Genomic DNA, 19,194 nt, shown 5'->3' on the forward strand with positions numbered 1-19,194 from the left:
TTGTTCACTTAAGCAATCACTCTTTTAGCAGTATTAACTTAATTAGGTAAAAGCATGAGCACTCAAGACTTAGTCGCAAAACTATGGAATCTATGTAACTTACTCCGAGACGACGGGGTTACATACCATGAATATATTAATGAGCTCACGTATTTAGTGTTTCTTAAAATGGTTGACGAAACAGGCACAGATAACAACATTCCTGAAGGCTACCGCTGGGCCGACTTAGAACATTATGACAGTGCAACAAGGCTAGAAGAGTATAAAAAATTACTGATCCACTTAGGCTCGCACGGCACCACAATAACTAAAGCAATTTATGCTAATGCCAGTACAGTAATACGTAAGCCTGTCACACTTAATAAGCTTGTAAGCGAAATTGATAAGCTTGATTGGTACAGTGCTAAAACCGAAGGCCTTGGCGATATGTACGAAGGCTTGCTAGAAATTAATGCAGGCGAAAAAAAATCAGGTGCAGGGCAATACTTTACGCCTCGCGTGCTTATTAACGCCATGGTTGAGCTGATGAAGCCAAACCTTGACGACGTTATTGTTGACCCAACAGCCGGTACTGGCGGCTTTTTAATTAGTGCCCACCATTATTTAAAACAATATAATGATATAGAGGCCCTAGAGCCCGACGCATACGATAAATACCAGCATAAAACCTTTTATGGCATGGAGCTAGTACCAGATACTCGTCGCCTAGCAATGATGAACTTAATGTTGCATGACCTCGCGGTAGACGATGATAGCTCAGGCATCTTATATGGTGATACTCTATCAAACGAAGGTAAAGCACTGCCACCAGCAAGCCTTATTTTAGCTAACCCACCATTTGGTACAAAACAAGGAGGCGGCGTACCAACGCGTGACGATTTAATCACTTACACCAGTAACAAACAGCTCGCCTTTTTGCATCTAATGTATTTGCGCATGCTTAAACCGGGCGGTCGTGCAGCTGTTGTATTGCCTGATAATGTATTATTTGAAGGTTCCACCGGGCAAACAATACGCAAAGACTTAATGGAAAAGTGTAATTTACACACCATTTTACGCCTACCAACAGGGATTTTTTACGCGGCAGGCGTAAAAACTAATGTGTTGTTTTTCTCAAAGCCAAATGATTTAAAACAAGACAAAGGCCAAACCAAGAATGTATGGGTGTACGACATGCGTTCTAATATGCCGCAGTTTGGTAAACGCACTGTATTAACGCAAGCGCATTTTGATGAGTTCTATCAAGCGGTTGGTAGTGACTTAACACAAGTAGATGAAGCTGCGCGCCACTCGTTTATTAAAAATCATCAACACGGTAGTGAAATTGGCAATATTGATACTTGCCGCCTACGTTGTTTTAGTCGCGAGGAAATTGCTAAAAAAGACGATGCACTCGATTTAGCGTGGATCAGAGATGATAAAGCAGAAGATAGCACTAACTTACCAGAGCCTGATGTATTAATTAACGAAGCTTTAGAAGAAATGGCAGGTGCAATGCATGAGTTGCAAGCTATTTTAGTGGAGCTAGGTTCTGCGGAAGAATTGGACGAGGTGACTTTGTGAGTGAGTTACCAAAAGGTTGGGCGGAGTGCCGTTTAGATGATATCTCAGCTATCATTACAGGGAAAACTCCAAGTAAAAAGAACGCTGAATATTTTGGTGGTTCAATCCCATTTATAAAGCCGGGTGATGTAAATAATCAAGGTTTTATAGAGTTTACGCAGGAAACGCTTACAGAACTAGGCGCCAAAACAGTTCCCATTATACCTAAAAATTCAATTACAGTTACTTGTATAGGAAACCTTGGACGAGTTGGAATAACTACCAAGGAATCAGTTACAAACCAGCAAATAAATACTGTTGTGGTTAATCCGTTGATAAATTATAGATTTATTTATCACTATATCCGTACACTAAAACATTGGATGGAGTCGGAAGCTTCAGCCACAACTGTATCAATAATCAATAAAAGTAAATTTTCTGCAGCCCCAGTTTATCTTGCACCGCTAAATGAGCAAGTTCGCGTAGCAGATAAACTCGACTCAATCTTAGCTAAAGTAAATAAAGCCCAATCACGACTCGATAAAATTCCAGTAGTCCTAAAACGCTTTCGTCAATCAGTTCTTGCCGCCGCTACTTCCGGTGAGTTAACCACAGAATGGCGCAATAAAAATTCAATTGATTTAGGTGGTTGGAAAAATGTAACACTGGCTGATGTAGCTCTTTCACTCGATCCAAACCCATCACATCGCTATCCTAAAGCTGATAGCTCAGGCGTGCCCATACTCTCTACTCAGCAATTTATTGGTACTTCTGGTTGGACAACTGATAAAGCAAAGTTAGTTAGTAGAGAGTTTTATGAAGAGCGCAAGGAGAAAACAGGCTTTTTTGAAAACGATATAATTTTTGCTAGAAAAGGAAGGCTTGGATTAGCTCGTTTTTCTCCTAAAAATATGGAGTTTGTTTTAAGTCATACTGTTTTTATAGTTAGACCATTTGACTTGATGATACCAGAATACTTGTTGTGGATGTTAAGAGACGATCAAGTAATGGAATGGCTAAGCCGGGAAATGAATTCCAATACTGGCGTTCCAACATTAGGTAAAAAAGTGTTTGAGAAGCTGCCAATATTTCTGCCATGCTTAAAAGAGCAAAAAGAAATACTATGTAAAATTCAAATTTTGTTAAAAAAAGCTGATAAGGTGGAAGCTCAATTTCTTGAGGCAAAATCACGGTTAGATCGTTTGACTCAGTCTATTTTAGCAAAAGCGTTTAGAGGAGAGCTTGTCTCACAGAGTGATAAAGATGAATCAGCTGAAGCATTATTAAAGAGAATCAAAGCTGAAAGCCCGAAAGTGAAGAGCAATAAATAATGAGATTAAATAGGATAAGACTTACAGGGCACTATAAGTCTATAACAGGGACGGTTGAAGAACCATTTATTTATAGATTTAAACATAGTGAAGGCGGTTATTCTCCACTATGTTTAGTTGGCTTAAATGGCTCGGGTAAGTCTAATTTTATAGAACTAATAGCTGATATTTTTGGCTATGCAGATAGGTACTTCAACCCGCAATTTAAATGCGCTAAAGATTTAAGTTACGACTTCGAAATTGATTATGAAATTTTAGTGGATGGCACGAAAAAATTCATTAAATTAGAAAGCCAAAAATCAAAGCTAACAATGCGCTATTTTGATGGCCCTAGGTCATCCCCAAGTTACTACGATAAGCAACAAAGTTATTTATCAGATTCATTTGAAAAGTTCGTTGAGGTATGGCGCGATGTACTTAGTGAAGAGCATGAAATACTACCTTCAAATATCATTGCTTACTCTTCTGGCCATAATCAAGGGTTGAGTTCGGTTTTTGCTAAAACAGAACTTCAATATTTTGATGTAATTAGAAAACAGGGCGTGTTTTATCGGGAATATAAACCCCGTTATGATAAGGCTATGGAAGCGCAAAATGCTGAAGATGATAGCGTATGGGAAGGGTTATCTGCTTATGTGCGAAGTACTTATAAAAATAATAAAGGGCTATTTTCAATTCCGCGCAGTTATCAAAGTGATTTAGAGTCCTATTTTAAATTTCCAGAAGAGCCTCTTGAATCACATGAGGCAAAGTTACCGATAGGTCTATTTACAGACCATTCTTTAAATAATGTTTTTTTTATCTACTTAATTTCCTGTCGTGGCGTTAATAGAGCAGCCTCTAGAAAATTTAGAAAGTTTTTATCTGAGCATGTCAATTTAACTGGTATTTGTAGCTTTGATATTGATTTAAGACTTACAGAATACAAAGAGTTTGAAAATGTAAGTAGTATAGTCAGAAGGCTTACTGAACTGAGCTGTGAGTCGCAAAATTTACCCTTACCCGACGTTAATGAAGAAATTAGCTATTCCCCCAAACTACACTTTAAAATTGGTAAGCATTTCTTAAAGGCTATGGAGCGTCTTTATCTGGATGAAACTATATTTTTAGAGCACTTACTAAAGCTTCATCATTTAACCGCCAAAAGATGGAGTCGTGACGAAAAGCGAACGCTAAAAAGTAGTAAGTACGAACGTAATGTACCGAATGTCTCTGGTGGTTTGATGCCAATGCGAGTGCAAAATATTAAAGTGAAGCTTCGCGAGCCAAATGTCAAAACACTCTATGACAGACTAAGTGATGGTGAGCATCAACTCATTCAGATATTAGGTAGCTTGATACTATTTGACCATCAGCAAACGTTATTTATTCTTGATGAACCTGAAAGTCATTTTAATCCAGAGTGGCGTACTGAGTTTATTGAGTTGATTAATAAATATGTGGATTTAAATAATCTTGAATTGATAATTTCTACTCATTCACCATTTGTGCTTTCTGCATGTAAATCTGAAAGAGTTTTGCAGTTTGAAAAAAATGAGATGGGCAAAGTGCTATTAAAGCCCGTAGATATTGAAACATATGGAGCATCATTTGATTCACTGCTTACTTCTGTTTTTGATTTGAATGTTTTAATTTCTCAAAGACCGTTAACTGAAATTAGAGCGGGCTTAAAGGCTTATGATGAAGAGCTTATGGATGAAGAGGAAATATTAAAATTTCTTGAACCATATGGTGATTCGTTTGAGGTTAATTTACGTAGAAGTCAGATTAAACGACTTCTTTCTGCCAAAAAGAGAGAAGAACACTAATGCTTTGGTCAGTTATTAAACCACCCCAAAATGCGATTTACTGGCTCGATGATGTTCATAAAGGCTTTTATCGTTCTATGTTAGCTGGAAATATATTTAATAATTGTTTTCCAAATGGCTTTGTTGATGTACTTGATCGAAGTGGAAAAACAAAAGAGTTATTTCAATATGTTTTTGACGCATATCAACCGCTAAGCCCTATTTTAAAACGAGAGTTTAGCGTTCTGTTTTATAACCAAATTAACTGGATTCAGGCACTAGGTAACACGAATCAATCAGTCTTGGCGCCTAGTGCGGAGCTTAAAAATATTTGGGAATTAGTAAAAAAATTAGGTGGTTACCTTTACTCAACGACTCTAGATCTTAAGTGTTTTAAAGATGCTACTACTAACCCAAATGACAGCATAGGCTCACACTTTGAATCCTTTAAAGGCAACAATGGACTGATCTGTTGTTTTTGTGGGACAGAAGAAATGATGGAAGAACGGGTTATAGAGCCAGAAGAAGGCGCACTAAATGAAGATGAAATTCAATGGAGAGCTTCATATGATCATTATTTACCTAAAAAACTTTATCCATTTCTAGCTGTAGATTTCAATAACCTGATTCCGTGCTGTCAGAAATGTAACGAAAAAGCGAAAGGGGAGCTCGATATTTTGCATTGTGACGGAGTGAGAACTTTGGCATTTAATCCATACACAGACCCTCAGCCTGTTTCTTTAGAAGCAAAATACGAAAGTTATAATGGAACTTTTGTTATGAGAGTTGAAATTGAGGGTACAGCGGATCAGATTTCAGAAAAAGCGGATACATGGAACAGAACATTTTCAGTATTGCCTAGAGTTAATCAACGTTTGAAGCGATTTGACTCTTCATGGTTAAGCCCTATTTTAAATGGGGCTAATAATGTCGTTTCTGCAAAAACACGCCTAAACGACGAAATATTACGTTGTAATGATGAAAAGACATTTGAAAGAGAAGCTTATTATAAGTCACTTTGTTTTGATGTAATAAAAAATAAAAGTGATGCTGACATAGAAGCATACATAGAAGTTGTTAATCAGCTCTATGCAGGGAGGCGCATTTAGTGGTTAGGTATTGTGGAAACAGAAATTCAGAACATTTACTAAAAAACGCAAATGAGTTCAAACAAAACTGTTTAATTGAAGGTAACTCTTTTTTAACAGATTCTGTTATTTGGACAAGTGAATACTGTGAAGAATTAATTAAGTATTTTGTAGATAATCCTGATGCAGGTGAGGGCGATTTTTTCACAAAGCTCGAAATTCAGCTAGCAGATGCTTCAGCTAATGCCAAATTGCTTGCAGCTGAAATGCTGTGGTTAATGTTTTTATGCCCAAGTAATACAGGTGCAGCATCAAAGCGTGGGAGTGTTGAGCGTGTATTTGCTTGGAGTGGTTACAAAATAGCTGAAGACACAAAAGAGCGTTACTTATCTGACGATGCGCTTACAGGTGTTGGTAGCTCAGGCACTGCTTATAATACAATGCGTTGGCGTGAGTTGGTGTATTTAATTCGCTTTACAGAGTTATTTTTAAAACTGAATCAATCTGAAAAAGAAGCACTATTAAATAACCACATTAAATTTGCCCAGTGGTTAGAGCAAGTCCCTGATAATGAAAACCGCCAACTGCGTCACATGTTGTTGTTTTTATTCTTCCCTGATTTTAATGAACGCATATTTGGTAATACCGATAGATGTTCAATACTCGTCACTCTAGCTGGCCTTACTAAATCCCAATACAACAAAATGAAGTGCAGTGAGAGAGATGCCGCACTTTTAAAGCTGCGTAAAGAATTTGAGCAAGAGCTTGGCACAACGGAGCTTGATTACTATATTGAGCCGCTAAAAAGTAAATGGAAGGATACAGAATTAAACACTGTTAAAAATGTGCAAGAACCTAGAGAGGACTACACAGTGGAAAAAACAATAAACAATACCACCAGCAGTTTAAACCAAATACTTTACGGGCCACCGGGCACAGGTAAAACCTACAACACAATAAATAAAGCGCTTGAAATAGTCGATCCTGACTTTTTAGCTCAACACAAAAATGACCGCACTAAAATTAAAGCTCGTTTTGATGAGCTTATGGAGAAAAACCGCATAGGCTTTGTTACATTTCACCAGAGCTTTAGCTATGAAGACTTTGTTGAGGGCTTAAAAGCCAATAGTAACGAAGCCCATCAGATAAGCTATGAAATTGAAGATGGTATTTTTAAGCGTATGTGTGATGCTGGTAATGCTCATACCGTTATATCTCAGCAAAAACGTCCCGTAGATGTAACTGGGCGGAAAGTTTGGAAAATGTCTTTAGGTGACACTCAAGGAGATGATGCATACATATATCAACAATGTATTGAGAATAATTATGTTTTATTAGGTTATGGCGGCAATATTGATTTTAGCTCTTCAAAAGACAGAAAGTCGATAGTAGGTACATACAATGTTTACGGTATTTATATAGAAAATGAAAGTAATGATTACAGAGTTACTTCTGTCCATAACTTTAAGAATGTCATGGCGATTGGTGATCTGATTATTGTATCGGATGGTAACCGTAAGTTTAGAGCGATAGCCGAAATCATAGGCGATTATGAATTCACACCTTCAGCTATAGATGATGAAAGTTACTCTCAAAAACGGGAAGTGATTTGGCATCGAGTTTATGAACCATCGTTACCCGTTGATGAGTTATTTACTAAGAATTTATCTCAGATGACTCTGTATAGACTACGAGAGCCTGTGCTTATAAGAGACAAACTTAAAGAGCTACTTTCTGGTGATGATTTAAATAGTGACTCAATTCCGTCGTTGGCTGTGGGATCTAAAGTTTCAACTTATATGGTTGAAGGTATAACAAGCGAAATTATTAGCTTGAGAAAGCCTAATGGTGCTCTGCTTCCAATGCCACGAGTTATTGTTGACGAACTTGTGCATTTGGTTAAACAAGGTAAAGCTTCTATTAGTGATATCCGTTCTAAAAAAGTATTCGACTGGAACACTAGTACTGAAATGGAAAAATATATTGTTAACGGATATCCAAATGTACTTGCGCCTTTAGTTGAGGCAATTGTAAATCATGGTATTAAAGATAAAGCGTTTAATAACTCAGAAAAACGAGTGTTGATTATTGATGAAATTAACCGAGGTAATATCTCTAATATTTTTGGTGAATTGATTACATTAATCGAACCTAGCAAGCGTGCTGGTGGCTCCGAGTCATTATCGGTGAAATTGCCTTATTCAAAAGAACCTTTAGCAGTTCCTTCAAACTTACATATTATTGGCACTATGAACACGGCTGATAAATCGTTGGCACAGGTTGATATTGCATTACGCCGCCGCTTTGAATTTGTAGAGATGATGCCAAATCATGAATTACTCAATGATGTTGAAGTAGATGGAATTGATATAGCAAAATTGCTAGAAACCATTAACCAACGGATAGAGCTTTTATATGACCGCGAGCATACCATTGGGCATAGCTTCTTTTTACCTTTAAAAGATGATCCAACAATTGAGCGATTAGCAAAAATATTTGAACTTGAAATACTACCACTGCTTGAAGAGTACTTTTTTGAGGACTGGGAACGTGTTGGTCAAGTGTTAGGTGATCACTTAAAAACAGATGCAAGCTTAAAATTTATAGAAGAAAAGTTCACTGATACCTCTATTGCTGAGCTCATGGGCGCTGAATGGAAGCAGGAGGGGATAACACCCTATAAGCGCAATCTTAAGGCGTTAAACAACCCTGAAGCGTATATGGGTGTTTATGAAGCGTTCTAAGGTTAATGATGTAATTGTTCGGGAGTATGCGCTTTTAACTAACGGTGGTGGCGATTGCAGTATTGATTGCCACTCAATCCCCCAGAGCGCTTTTGAGTGGTTGTTAGTTAATGGTGTTAGCAATAATGAAAAGCAGCGTGAATTAGTTAAAGTAAAACGACATGGTAAAGCGATTGCATTACAAGTCGTGAACTTTGTTGGTGTACTAGAAACACCTTGTAAAACCAGAATCGAAATTTTACCTAAAATATCTACTCAAGACAGCAGCCCTGATAACTCACGCAAAGTGTTAATGAAGATGCTTGCGAGTGTCGAAAAGTTAAAATTACAAGAGTTTCAACAATCGCATTTAGAGGTATTAAAGCAACCTTTGTATGAATTGCTTATTAGCCATTTTTTAAGTGCAGTATCTAAATTGGTAAAGCAAGGCATACGTAATGAATACCAACGTGTAGAGCGAGAATCGACCTATTTAAAAGGTAAGTTGTTAGTAGCGAAACAACTTAGGCAACGACCGGGGCGTAATCATCACTTTCATGTCTCTCACGATATTTTTACATCCAATAGAGCTGAGAACAGGTTAATACACTCATCCCTAAAATTGGTTCTAAAGTGGTCAAAATCTAGCGCTAATCAGCGTTTAGCGAGAGAGCTATTGTTTGTATTCAATGAGATTGATGAATCAAAAAATATATCAAACGATTTTAGAAACTGGAAGACTGACCGTAGTATTGCGCACTATCGCCCACTTAAACCATGGTGTGAGTTAATTCTTCGTTATAAGTCTCCTATAGCTATGATTGGTAATCACAAGGGACTTTCTTTTCTTTTCCCAATGGAAAAATTATTTGAGCGTTATGTGGCTAATCAATTAGCTAAACAACTACCACCAGCTTTACGTTTGAGAGAGCAACCCTCTACTTTTGGTTTGGTTGAACATAAAGGTGATAAATGGTTTAGGTTAGAACCAGATATTGTTGTTTACGATAAAGCCAGATTAGTAGTGACTGTTATAGATACAAAATGGAAGCGCTTAAATGAGGCACTAGGAAATGCCACAGATAAATATAATTTAAACCAATCTGACATTTACCAGTTATTCGCATATGGTGAAAAATACTTGCAGGGCAACGGTGAGCTATATTTGGTTTATCCTAAGTATGATGGTTTCAAATTGCCTTTAGATGACTTTCATTATCATGAAAATTTAAAGCTTAATGTCGTTCCATATGACTTAGAGAGCGATAGTTGCTCTATTGATTTTAATCGTTGTAATGCAGCTAGTGTTACCACTGGTAGTATTCAAACATAATTTTTTATAAAAAATTATGTTTACACTCTTTCCCCCCCATCTCAACCTTAATTTAGTTTGGCATTATTCTCCCCGTTGTTAGGAGCACCTAACAATAAATTTTACTTTTGGAGATAAAAAATGACGAAAAAAGAAACCCCAATGACTACCGATGCTTTGGCCCGTATACAAAGAAATGAAGCAAAGCAAAATGGTGGCGGCGTTGATTCAAATAGTTTTGCTGCTCGTGCAGCTAGAGCTGCAAACAAAAATCAGCAAGGGAAAAAATAACATGGCTCAACATGATGATGACAACCGTTCACAACAGTTAAACCCAGAGCATGACGCTTATTGGCAGAGCCGTGGAGAAGATGAACGTCCTGACGACTGGGAAGATCTTATGGACAATGAAGATTAAGTTCAAACTGTACATAAGCAGCTGTGTAATTACGTAGCTGCTTTATTTAATTTATCTGTATAGTGTTCGAAATAGGACGGGTATTGAGCAATCACAGTCTTGAAAATTGGTATCGTTTTTTCATTATGAGTTTGCTCAAAGCATTCTTGTATTTTTGTGTCTATACCCCGACTAATTCTAAAATACATGAGTATTGCTAACGAGTCGTAATTACCATGACTAACGCAAATAGCATTAATAAACTTTTCTAACCTTAAAAATGAAGGTAAGTTTTTCCCATTTCGCCAATCTTTTAGTTGTTTGTATTGCCTATCATTTAAAGATTCCCCGCTTTCGGTGTAATCTGATTTAGACTTTTCAAGAGGAATAAAGCTAGCCAGCTTTCTCCAAGTCATTGGTTTGTCGTTTGATGATACGAGCTCTTTTAGCTCTATTAGTACAGCATCGAAACACCCGTTGGCTTCTTCAGATTCAACTAAGGTATTTAGCACATTTATAAAAAAGCTTGAGCCTTTTTTAGGGTTATAGTGCTCATCTAATCTAAAGTAGTAAGAGTGAAGACCTGCCTCGTAGTTGGCAATGGCTGATAAATAGAAATCAAATGTTAAGTGGTATGTTGCTTCAATAAGAGCTAGGCCATCCTCTTCTGTATAATCTTCCCGCTTTTTATCTGAATTGTAAAACTCATTAATAATATTGAGTTGCTGCCGTGGCACTAAGCTATGGGATTGCCAGTATGGTTTTTGTAACTGCCAAATATCCTTTGGTGCTTTTATATTAATAGCTTTTAACTTTGCTTGGTTGTGTATTTCATTCATCATTAAATAATCAGCATTTGAGCGTTCTACCAGCCAATCTATTAATAGGTCTAATTCATTGTCGCTATTGTTGCTTTTCTTATTGAAATTAAATCCATGTGTACATGAGTAGTAGATACTGGCATTTGAGGTAACTCTCATCGCTTTTGATGTTTTTTTATATACTTGAAGATTGAACACATCATTGATTTTCGGAGAGAGAGATTTAAACCATGTATAAATTTTTTTAAATGTTGGTTTACCTACTCCTTTACTTGATAAATGAAATATAGAGCTTTGACTGACAGGCAATTCAGAATCATAAAATGATTGGGCATGAGTAATCATGCCACTAATGTTACTAGGTAAGTGTAATAGCTGGGCGACTTCATTTAGAGGGGGTAGGTACATACTTTTAAAATTAATATTTTTAAATACATATTTGTTACCTTCATTAGGTTTGAGCATATTTAGTCCTTTATTAAGCTACCCGTATAACTTATTACAAACTTTACGTTATTACCTATAAAATTCAATAGTTTGATGCTTCATAGGAAACTTTTAGATAAAATCCCTTTTTTTACAAGCAAAAACTGCTTTTTTGCTTCACTCATTTGCTGGTGGAAGTAGGGGGCTTTTACAACCTCAGTATGTATATGAAAGTGAAGATGCTGACTATCAGTATCTTTGTAATACGCATCAAGTGCCGATTGAACAATAATAAAGGCCTCTTCGCCATAGTATTCACAAATATGATATTTAAAGCACTCTAATGCTACGTTGTATCGTGCTACTAGTTTGTTTACTTCACTATTGTTAAAACTTTTCTGCCCAACTATAACGCACAATTGAATGTATGCTTTAAGTGAGTCTTCCATTAATACGGAGTCATAGTCTTGCATTAGATTCCATCCAAAACCATTTTTAACAGGATTGGTACGCACAGCAAGTTTACCTTCAGTTGTTTTTGCACCTGTAGAGCGACCACCATGCAATTTACAGCGACCATTACGCTTGTTGCCTAAGCGTTTACATGGACTACCTGAACGTGTTTTAGCGCCACACTTGGGTAGACTTTCTAAATCAAATTTACTCATTTTTTGCCTTTTTATGATCGATCATGTCCGGTGAACTTTCGGTTCATAGGGTTTGCTTTTTGAAAATTTATTTTCTTTCAAGTTTTTAAAATCGAAAATTTATATGCTTACCACCATGGTGTGAACATATAAATCAATGAGTTATGTTATTTTAATGCCACGTGAAGCGATCATATAACAGAGCTTTATGTTGTATCTTCGGGTAAGGTGATCGATCACTTTGCATGTGTATGCTTCGGTTCATAGAGTGCTGCAAAGGTACTTGATCGTTATTAGCTTGATTAAGGTGATCGCTGTACTGTAATGAGCGATGAAGTTTAGATTGTATTAACTTTGTATTGCTTATACCTAATTGCCTTTTTATTACCTTGATACCACCATCCTCTGAGTTATCTGGCTTTATTAGAGCCGCTTCTTCATTTTGCTGATATGTAATAGCTGGATTTACGAGTAGCATATCGTTAAAGCGTCTATCAACGTGCTCTGTTGAGTATTCAAGTGTACTAAATAAGTAGCTATGAGCCTTAATGCTAGCTTCTTTTGTGGTACGTTTAGTAAAATAACTTAAACGGTATAGAGCAGGTTCTATGCTAAGCTTATTACCCCTTTGCATTAGGTAGTATGGGTGTTGAACGAATGAGGCCGAACCTAAGCCTTCAGATTCCCAAGCATGCTTTAATTGGTAGGTTAACTTACTGCTATGATTTATTTTATGCCCACTTAACAAAACAGCTAAGTGATAATGATGATTTGAAGATGTATTTCTCTCTCTAGCGCATATGTAACTTATTTTGCAGTTATATTGTTTTGTAAGTATCGACAACTGTTTTTTAATAAATTTTAAGAACGCCTGATTATTAATAGAATAAGATTTAGTACTTAGGTCAATTCTTGCTACGAGTACTTTAGAGTAGTGAGAAAGCATACATTCACAATGCCTAAACACTTTAGTTAATGCTTTTAGATCTTGGCCTTTTGTCTTTGGTTTGAATACTCTGTAGCTATGATCTTTGTATATAAAGTTTACTGAGTTAGTTGTTGATATTTTAAAGGTCATTGTTATATCTATTTGCTTTAGTTATTAATTGGTATCTTTCTTATATTATTTAATATCCGCTGTTAGTGGATAGGCGCTTTACAGATAAAAGCCCTTTTAAAATAATAACTAAGATATGTTTTTAGCTTGTTGAATAGCGTATTTTTACTGATCATTTTGTTTCAAAGTGCGTCATCAGTAGGCCAAAAAAAAGCAGTTTATTTACCTGCTTTTGTGTGTTCATTAGCTAGCCAATTTTTATAATCTTGAAAATGCCACATGGACCGCCCATTTATTACATGAGCTGGTGGGGGGAAATGGCCAGCCTTTATCCATCTTCCAAGTGTTGACCTACTGATGTTAAGAAGCTTTTGCAATTCAGGCTTTTTAATCATTCGAGCATCGTCAATATACATAGCAAGATCTGGTAGCTTTTTCTCGTTCATTGAGGTCGCTCCATATTTATTACTTCGCGAGATTTTACAAAGTCTAAAAGCTCGCTTAATAACCAACAAACTCTGTCGCTATCGGCATGAAGCTTTCTTCTTTTCGGAAAGAGGCCTTTTTTTTCTAAAGCCCAAGCGCTGGTTCGAGAGACAGCCGTTATTTTGGCTCTTTCTGCTTCTCTGACTAGGCGGTCAGTAAATTGAGTTGTTGGTGTTGTTAGTTGGTTCAAATTGGTTTCTCCGGTTCATCATTGTTGATGGGAGAATTATGAAAGAATATAGGGATAGGAAAGCCCTACCCACTAAGTGGGTAGGGCTTTTTTTTACTGTTATTAACTGAAATTTATGAAGAAATTATTTTAATTTATTTCTAATTTCCGCAGTGTTGTATTTTTTCTTTAGCAACTGGCTGAGTTTTATGGGATATGCCTTACCCTTTTCACTTATCAGCTTAGGCTTATGCAAGTTGTTTTTGATATATGCTTCAGTGTCTTCACATCTGTTGAATATATGAAAGCACTCCAGTTCCTTATTTTTAATATAGAAATCGTAAATAACAGGATGTATCGCTTGAGCTAGAATTTTTTTAGATAGTTTACCGTAATCTCCGACTGAACCTAGGTAATTAGCCATTTCCAATATAAGCGATTTGAGTGATTCAGTCTTTGCTGCTGTTTTTATTCCACCAGCTTGCGTATCAAGTACACCTTTTTGGAAACCTCTCTCAGCATGTTTTTCCAGATTAACTCTCATATCATTAGCGCCAGCATGATAGCCGATAAGAAGAGCACTAGTTAAAGCATCACTTAGCTGATGTTCGCTAGAGTCGTAAGATGAACTCAGAGTATTAGAAATATTTTTCAGCTCGTTATCAACTTCTCTAAGCATTGTGTGCTCATCTTTAGGAAATAGCTCTTTATTAGTCTTTAGCTTTTCAACTCGGTACTTAATTAACTTAAGAAGCTCAATGCCTGAGTACAAAGATTCCAAGGCCACTTTTAAATGATTATCTTGCTTTATAGTGTCACTATTTAACTGATTAAAAAGCATTTCAGGAAAAACCATATTCTTTAGATTTTCAATCTGCTGCCTTTTACCATTATTTGTAACGCCAGTAATAGGAATTGTTTTTGAAGCAGTCATAACAAGCTCAATTATCTTGAATTAAAGGTATAACAAGGTTTGCTAATTCATTTAGCGCTTTTTGTCGCTCATCAAAGTAATCGTATCGGTTATATACCCCTTCAACCCCTTTAATCTTATGATTCAAACAGCGCTCGGCTACATTATCAGGAACTCCTAATTGCGCCAAAAGACTACGGCATGACCGCCTTAGATCGTGAATTACAAAGTATTCAATACCTTCACTACCTAAAATATTTGGGTATGGCTTTTTCTTGCTGTCGACTTTTCTGCCAAATATTTTGGCTAAAGCGTGATTAAGAGTATCATCAGAGATATATGCTCTTCTTTTACTTGCTCGCCTCGAAGGGAATAGGTAATCAGATCCACAAGAACGTACTTTTAATTCTTCAAATAATGGTAGTAATGCGGGTGCTATAGGTATTTTTATAGCTATATTTGTTTTACTTCTTGACTCAGGCAAAAACCAACAATTTTCTGAAAAATCGAACTCACTCCATTTTGCAGCTATAAGCTCACCTTTTCGAACCCCTAAAGTAAGTAGTAAAACCGATGCTATGTAATTATCTCTAGTAAAAATATGGCTATTCTCTTCAAAGGATCTAAATATAGTTTTTACTTCATCACTACTTAATATTCGGGTGCGGCTTTTTCCTACACCACCAGCATCTATTGCATCGAAAGCAGCTGCTGGGTTCTTGTCAGTACAATCCAACTTTTGGGCATGCTTAAAAAGTTGTTTGCATTGAAGTAGGACTTTATTGGCAATAGATGGACGCCCACTATTGGATATATCATTAATTAAATCATGTATGTGTTTAGCTTTTACATCTTCAACTTTAAGGCGGCCTATTGAAGGTTTAATATCGTTAGTGAAATATCTTAAAGCTACATTAGGATGTTTTAGCCTTTTACTAACACCTTCAAACCAGTTATCAAATAAATCACTAACAGTGATAATAGTTTTCTTACTGCTTTCAATACGTTTTTGTAAAGGGTCTTTGCCTTGTTTGACCATTTGTAAAACATTGCTTGCGATAAGTTTGGCATCTGACAGCGATAGCTCTGGAAAGTGACCTCCAGTTAGCGTCATAAATGAACGTCTTTTATTTATTGTGTATCTAACTTCCCATGCTCCACCAGTTCTTTCTTTGTTAGGTTTGATATACAAGCCTTTAACAACACGCACTCTGGCTGATGTTGTATCTTTGATAGCTGATTTTAACTCTTTTTGGTTCATTTTCTCACCGTAAAGTGGTTACTAGAAGTTTTTTTGCGTGGTTACTAAATAGAATTGTAACCTATTTGGTAACCACTTAGACATAAACAATAAGAAACTAGTATGAACTATAAAAAACAAAAAACCTAGCAAAAGCTAGGTTTTATAAAGTTTTATGAACAGTGTAGAACAGTGCGGAGTATTATTCTATGTTCTGGATCTGCTCACGCATTTGCTCGATCAAAACTTTAAGCTCAACAGCGGCATTTGTAATATCGCTATTAATAGACTTAGAGGCGAGAGTATTTGCTTCGCGGTTAAACTCTTGCATCATAAAGTCTAGACGTCGACCACATGCGCCGCCTTTTTTAAGAATTTTTTTAGTTTCTTTAACATGAGACTTTAAGCGGTCTAGTTCTTCAGCTACGTCTTGTTTTTGTGCTAGATAAATTAGTTCTTGCTCAAGACGAGACTCGTCAATATTTGTCGTTAAATCTTCTAATTTTTGTTCGAGCTTCTCACGTTGCCATTTAGTAATTTCTGGCATGTGAGTTTCTACTGTGTTTACTTGCTCTAGGATGGCATCAAGGCGAGTTGTTATCATTTCTTCTAAATTTGCGCCCTCATCACCCCGTGCTGATTTAAAGTCTTCAATTACTTCATCTAGCCCTGCAATCAGCGCTGTGTTTACGCTGTCCATATCCAGTTCTTCGGCTTCCATTACGCCAGGCCAGCGCAAAATATCAACTGGGTTTATATCGCCATTACTTTGCTGTTGAACCCATTTAGCACTGTTTATAAGTTGTTCAGCCAGTGCTTGATTGATTGATAACTCACCAACATGAGCTGGATTTGCAACAAACTTTAAAAATACTTCTACTTTACCGCGCTGTAAGTGTTTACGTAAACGTTCACGAATAACAGGCTCCATCCCACGAAATTGCTCTGGTGCGCGAATAAAGGTTTCAAGGTAACGTTGGTTAACTGATCGAACTTCCCAAGTGCCAGTGCCCCAGTCGCCTTTTATCTCGCGACGCGCATAAGCTGTCATACTGTGGATCATGGATGGTTTCCTAAGTTTTATAATACATAATTAATTTTTATTATACCGAAACACTCTCCAACCTCTAGGGAAAATTTAAGTAGCTGAATGTTTTGCAACCAGGTATTTGTTAAATCAGCATGGTATCTGTACTCACATACACTTATAATGTGGCAAATTATGAATTAAGGGGATCGTCAATGCGTCCAAGCCAAAGAACACCAAACCAAATTAGACCTGTATCATTTACACGCAATTATACTTTGCATGCAGAAGGGTCTGTACTTGTTGAATTTGGTAACACCAAAGTACTTTGTACAGCTACGGTTGAATCGGGCGTTCCGCGTTTCATGAAAGGCCAAGGTAAGGGATGGATAAATGCTGAGTACGGGATGCTTCCAAGGTCAACACACACACGAAATGCTCGTGAAGCGTCTCGTGGCAAGCAAAGCGGCCGCACAATGGAAATTCAACGTTTGATTGCACGCGCACTTCGTGCTGCAGTTGATTTAAAAGCGCTTGGCGAAAACACGATTACTATTGACTGTGACGTTATTCAGGCTGACGGCGGAACACGCACAGCATCAATAAGTGGTGCCTGTGTTGCACTTGTTGATGCACTAACGCACATGCGCGCAAAAGGAATGATTAATTCAAACCCACTCAAACATATGATCGCTGCTATTTCAGTTGGCATTTATAAAGGCCAAGCTATAAGTGATTTAGAATACATTGAAGACTCAGCTGCTGAAACCGATATGAATGTAATTTTAACTGAAACGGGTAAAATTATTGAAGTTCAGGGGACTGCTGAGGGTGAACCGTTTTCGTTTGATGAACTTGATGAGTTACTTACATTAGCGAAGCACTCTATTCGTGAGATCATCGACGTTCAAAAGCAAGCATTAGCATAGATAGGCAGGCGGCAAACATATGAAAGATTACCAAAAAGAATTTATTGAATTTGCGCTAGAAAAGCAAGTATTAAAATTTGGTGAGTTTACTTTAAAGTCAGGACGAACTAGTCCTTACTTTTTTAATGCAGGGCTTTTTAATACTGGTCGTGATTTAGCGCGCTTGGGGCGCTTTTATGCTGCGGCTTTAGAAGATGCCGCAATAGAATACGACGTTCTATTTGGTCCAGCTTATAAAGGTATTCCAATTGCTACAACTACAGCGGTTGCGTTGGCTGATCATTACAACAAAGATGTACCTTATTGTTTTAACCGAAAAGAGAAGAAAGCGCATGGTGAAGGCGGTACATTAGTAGGGTCTGAACTTAATGGCAAAATTATGTTAGTCGACGACGTGATTACTGCCGGTACTGCTATTCGTGAGTCAATGGAAATTATTGCAAATAACGGTGCAGACCTAAGTGGCGTATTAATAGCTTTAGATCGTCAAGAAAAAGGTAAAGCAGAGCTTTCTGCTATTCAAGAGGTCGAACGTGATTTTAATACGCAGGTAATCTCTATTGTTAAACTTGCTGATCTTATTAGCTACCTTGAAAACCAAGGAACAATGAGTGAGCACTTAGCAACAGTTAAAGCGTATCGCGATCAATACGGCGTAGCCTAAACATAAAGCCTCGCATTGCGGGGCTTTCTTTTGACCATATTAAAGAGCTTATCAATGAAAGATGTATTAAAACCTAATGGTTTAGGATTCAAACGTGTTTTTAAAGCCACTTACTGTTCTTATCTTGGCTTTAAAGCAGCGTTTAAAGAAGAAGCTGCATTCAGACAAGAGTTACTGATCTGTATTATTCTTTTTCCTTTTTCATTTTGGCTAGCATCTTCATTACTTCATTGGGCAATTCTTATGTGCTCACTATTGGTGGTATTAATTGTTGAACTATTAAATTCAGCCATTGAAGCTCTCACTGATCGTGTTAGCACAGAGCTGCATGTCTTATCAGGCAGGGCAAAAGATATGGGTTCTGCTGCTGTTACGCTCTCACTGATGATCCTTGTGATCTTGTGGGGAGTGAGTTTGTATATGAAGTTCATAGGATCCTAGCCTACTGGATCAATGAAAAATTGATCATGCATGTTAATAAAATGAAAGTAATGTTGTTTTTTTAGTGTGTTTAGTTCAAATACTCATCGAACAGCATATTTTTTCAAGTTTTCTTCAAAAAAGGGTTGATCTGTTTTTGGATCTCCCTATAATGCGACCCCACTGAGACGGCAGAGCAGGCAACGCTTAGCGAG

General features: G+C 37.0%; 19 protein-coding genes. 11 read left to right on the forward strand and 8 right to left on the reverse strand.

The features are described 5' to 3' along the window. The first annotated feature begins 54 nt into the window (after nucleotides 1-54). From AC27I2_RS19315 to AC27I2_RS19350, 8 genes are all read left to right on the forward strand, one after another. A complete protein-coding gene (locus tag AC27I2_RS19315) occupies nucleotides 55-1,563 on the forward strand; it encodes a class I SAM-dependent DNA methyltransferase (RefSeq protein ID WP_487205216.1) in 1,509 nt (502 codons plus the stop codon). Then, nucleotides 1,560-2,873 carry a restriction endonuclease subunit S gene (locus AC27I2_RS19320; RefSeq protein WP_487205217.1) on the forward strand — a complete coding sequence of 438 codons (1,314 nt, stop codon included), beginning with the start codon at nucleotides 1,560-1,562 and terminating at the stop codon, nucleotides 2,871-2,873. Before AC27I2_RS19315 ends, AC27I2_RS19320 begins: the two co-directional genes overlap by 4 nt. Next, nucleotides 2,873-4,681, forward strand: a complete 1,809-nt coding sequence (locus AC27I2_RS19325; protein WP_487205218.1) for an AAA family ATPase — start codon at nucleotides 2,873-2,875, stop codon at nucleotides 4,679-4,681. The genes AC27I2_RS19320 and AC27I2_RS19325 overlap by 1 nt, the downstream gene beginning before the upstream one ends. After that, entirely contained in the window at nucleotides 4,681-5,769 is a 1,089-nt protein-coding gene (locus AC27I2_RS19330; RefSeq protein ID WP_487205219.1) for a hypothetical protein, read from the forward strand. Before AC27I2_RS19325 ends, AC27I2_RS19330 begins: the two co-directional genes overlap by 1 nt. Then, entirely contained in the window at nucleotides 5,769-8,492 is a 2,724-nt protein-coding gene (locus tag AC27I2_RS19335) for an AAA family ATPase (protein WP_487205220.1), read from the forward strand. The genes AC27I2_RS19330 and AC27I2_RS19335 overlap by 1 nt, the downstream gene beginning before the upstream one ends. Further along, nucleotides 8,479-9,804, forward strand: coding sequence for an McrC family protein (locus tag AC27I2_RS19340; RefSeq protein WP_487205221.1), 1,326 nt, complete (start codon nucleotides 8,479-8,481; stop codon nucleotides 9,802-9,804). Before AC27I2_RS19335 ends, AC27I2_RS19340 begins: the two co-directional genes overlap by 14 nt. 120 nt (nucleotides 9,805-9,924) lie before the next feature. Continuing rightward, nucleotides 9,925-10,074 carry a hypothetical protein gene (locus tag AC27I2_RS19345; protein ID WP_487205222.1) on the forward strand — a complete coding sequence of 50 codons (150 nt, stop codon included), beginning with the start codon at nucleotides 9,925-9,927 and terminating at the stop codon, nucleotides 10,072-10,074. 1 nt (nucleotide 10,075) lies between these two features. Then, nucleotides 10,076-10,201 (forward strand): hypothetical protein, encoded by a 126-nt coding sequence (locus AC27I2_RS19350; protein ID WP_487205223.1) that lies wholly within the window; start codon nucleotides 10,076-10,078, stop codon nucleotides 10,199-10,201. Nucleotides 10,202-10,230: 29 nt separating this feature from the next. Here AC27I2_RS19350 and AC27I2_RS19355 read toward each other — a convergent pair whose 3' ends face one another. From AC27I2_RS19355 to AC27I2_RS19390, 8 genes are all read right to left on the reverse strand, one after another. Beyond that, the gene (locus tag AC27I2_RS19355; RefSeq protein ID WP_487205224.1) at nucleotides 10,231-11,466 is read right to left on the reverse strand and encodes a hypothetical protein; all 1,236 of its coding nucleotides are present in this window, start codon (nucleotides 11,464-11,466) and stop codon (nucleotides 10,231-10,233) included. A gap of 80 nt (nucleotides 11,467-11,546) precedes the next feature. Next, entirely contained in the window at nucleotides 11,547-12,095 is a 549-nt protein-coding gene (locus AC27I2_RS19360) for an HGGxSTG domain-containing protein (RefSeq protein WP_487205225.1), read from the reverse strand. A gap of 151 nt (nucleotides 12,096-12,246) precedes the next feature. After that, nucleotides 12,247-13,152: a YagK/YfjJ domain-containing protein gene (locus AC27I2_RS19365; protein WP_487205226.1), complete on the reverse strand. Its 906-nt coding sequence runs from the start codon at nucleotides 13,150-13,152 to the stop codon at nucleotides 12,247-12,249. A 197-nt stretch (nucleotides 13,153-13,349) separates the two neighbouring features. After that, entirely contained in the window at nucleotides 13,350-13,577 is a 228-nt protein-coding gene (locus AC27I2_RS19370) for a helix-turn-helix transcriptional regulator (protein ID WP_487205227.1), read from the reverse strand. Then, nucleotides 13,574-13,807, reverse strand: a complete 234-nt coding sequence (locus AC27I2_RS19375) for a helix-turn-helix transcriptional regulator (protein WP_273610020.1) — start codon at nucleotides 13,805-13,807, stop codon at nucleotides 13,574-13,576. The genes AC27I2_RS19370 and AC27I2_RS19375 overlap by 4 nt, the downstream gene beginning before the upstream one ends. 124 nt (nucleotides 13,808-13,931) lie before the next feature. Then, nucleotides 13,932-14,720 carry a hypothetical protein gene (locus tag AC27I2_RS19380; RefSeq protein WP_487205228.1) on the reverse strand — a complete coding sequence of 263 codons (789 nt, stop codon included), beginning with the start codon at nucleotides 14,718-14,720 and terminating at the stop codon, nucleotides 13,932-13,934. Between the two features lie 7 nt (nucleotides 14,721-14,727). Continuing rightward, nucleotides 14,728-15,960 carry a tyrosine-type recombinase/integrase gene (locus AC27I2_RS19385; protein ID WP_487205229.1) on the reverse strand — a complete coding sequence of 411 codons (1,233 nt, stop codon included), beginning with the start codon at nucleotides 15,958-15,960 and terminating at the stop codon, nucleotides 14,728-14,730. Nucleotides 15,961-16,141: 181 nt separating this feature from the next. Then, complete coding sequence (locus tag AC27I2_RS19390) at nucleotides 16,142-17,002, reverse strand: YicC/YloC family endoribonuclease (protein ID WP_138527578.1); 861 nt, start codon at nucleotides 17,000-17,002, stop codon at nucleotides 16,142-16,144. Nucleotides 17,003-17,181: 179 nt separating this feature from the next. Between AC27I2_RS19390 and rph the strand changes: the two genes are divergently transcribed. The 3 genes from rph to AC27I2_RS19405 are packed head-to-tail and all read left to right on the forward strand — an operon-like array spanning nucleotide 17,182 to nucleotide 19,000. Further along, entirely contained in the window at nucleotides 17,182-17,895 is a 714-nt protein-coding gene (gene rph / locus AC27I2_RS19395; RefSeq protein WP_058405256.1) for a ribonuclease PH, read from the forward strand. Between the two features lie 19 nt (nucleotides 17,896-17,914). Further along, entirely contained in the window at nucleotides 17,915-18,559 is a 645-nt protein-coding gene (pyrE, locus tag AC27I2_RS19400) for an orotate phosphoribosyltransferase (RefSeq protein WP_058405257.1), read from the forward strand. A 54-nt stretch (nucleotides 18,560-18,613) separates the two neighbouring features. Further along, nucleotides 18,614-19,000, forward strand: coding sequence for a diacylglycerol kinase (locus AC27I2_RS19405; protein ID WP_058405258.1), 387 nt, complete (start codon nucleotides 18,614-18,616; stop codon nucleotides 18,998-19,000). Nucleotides 19,001-19,194: the final 194 nt, after the last annotated feature.

The organism is Pseudoalteromonas sp. NH0006-46 (assembly GCF_057547735.1).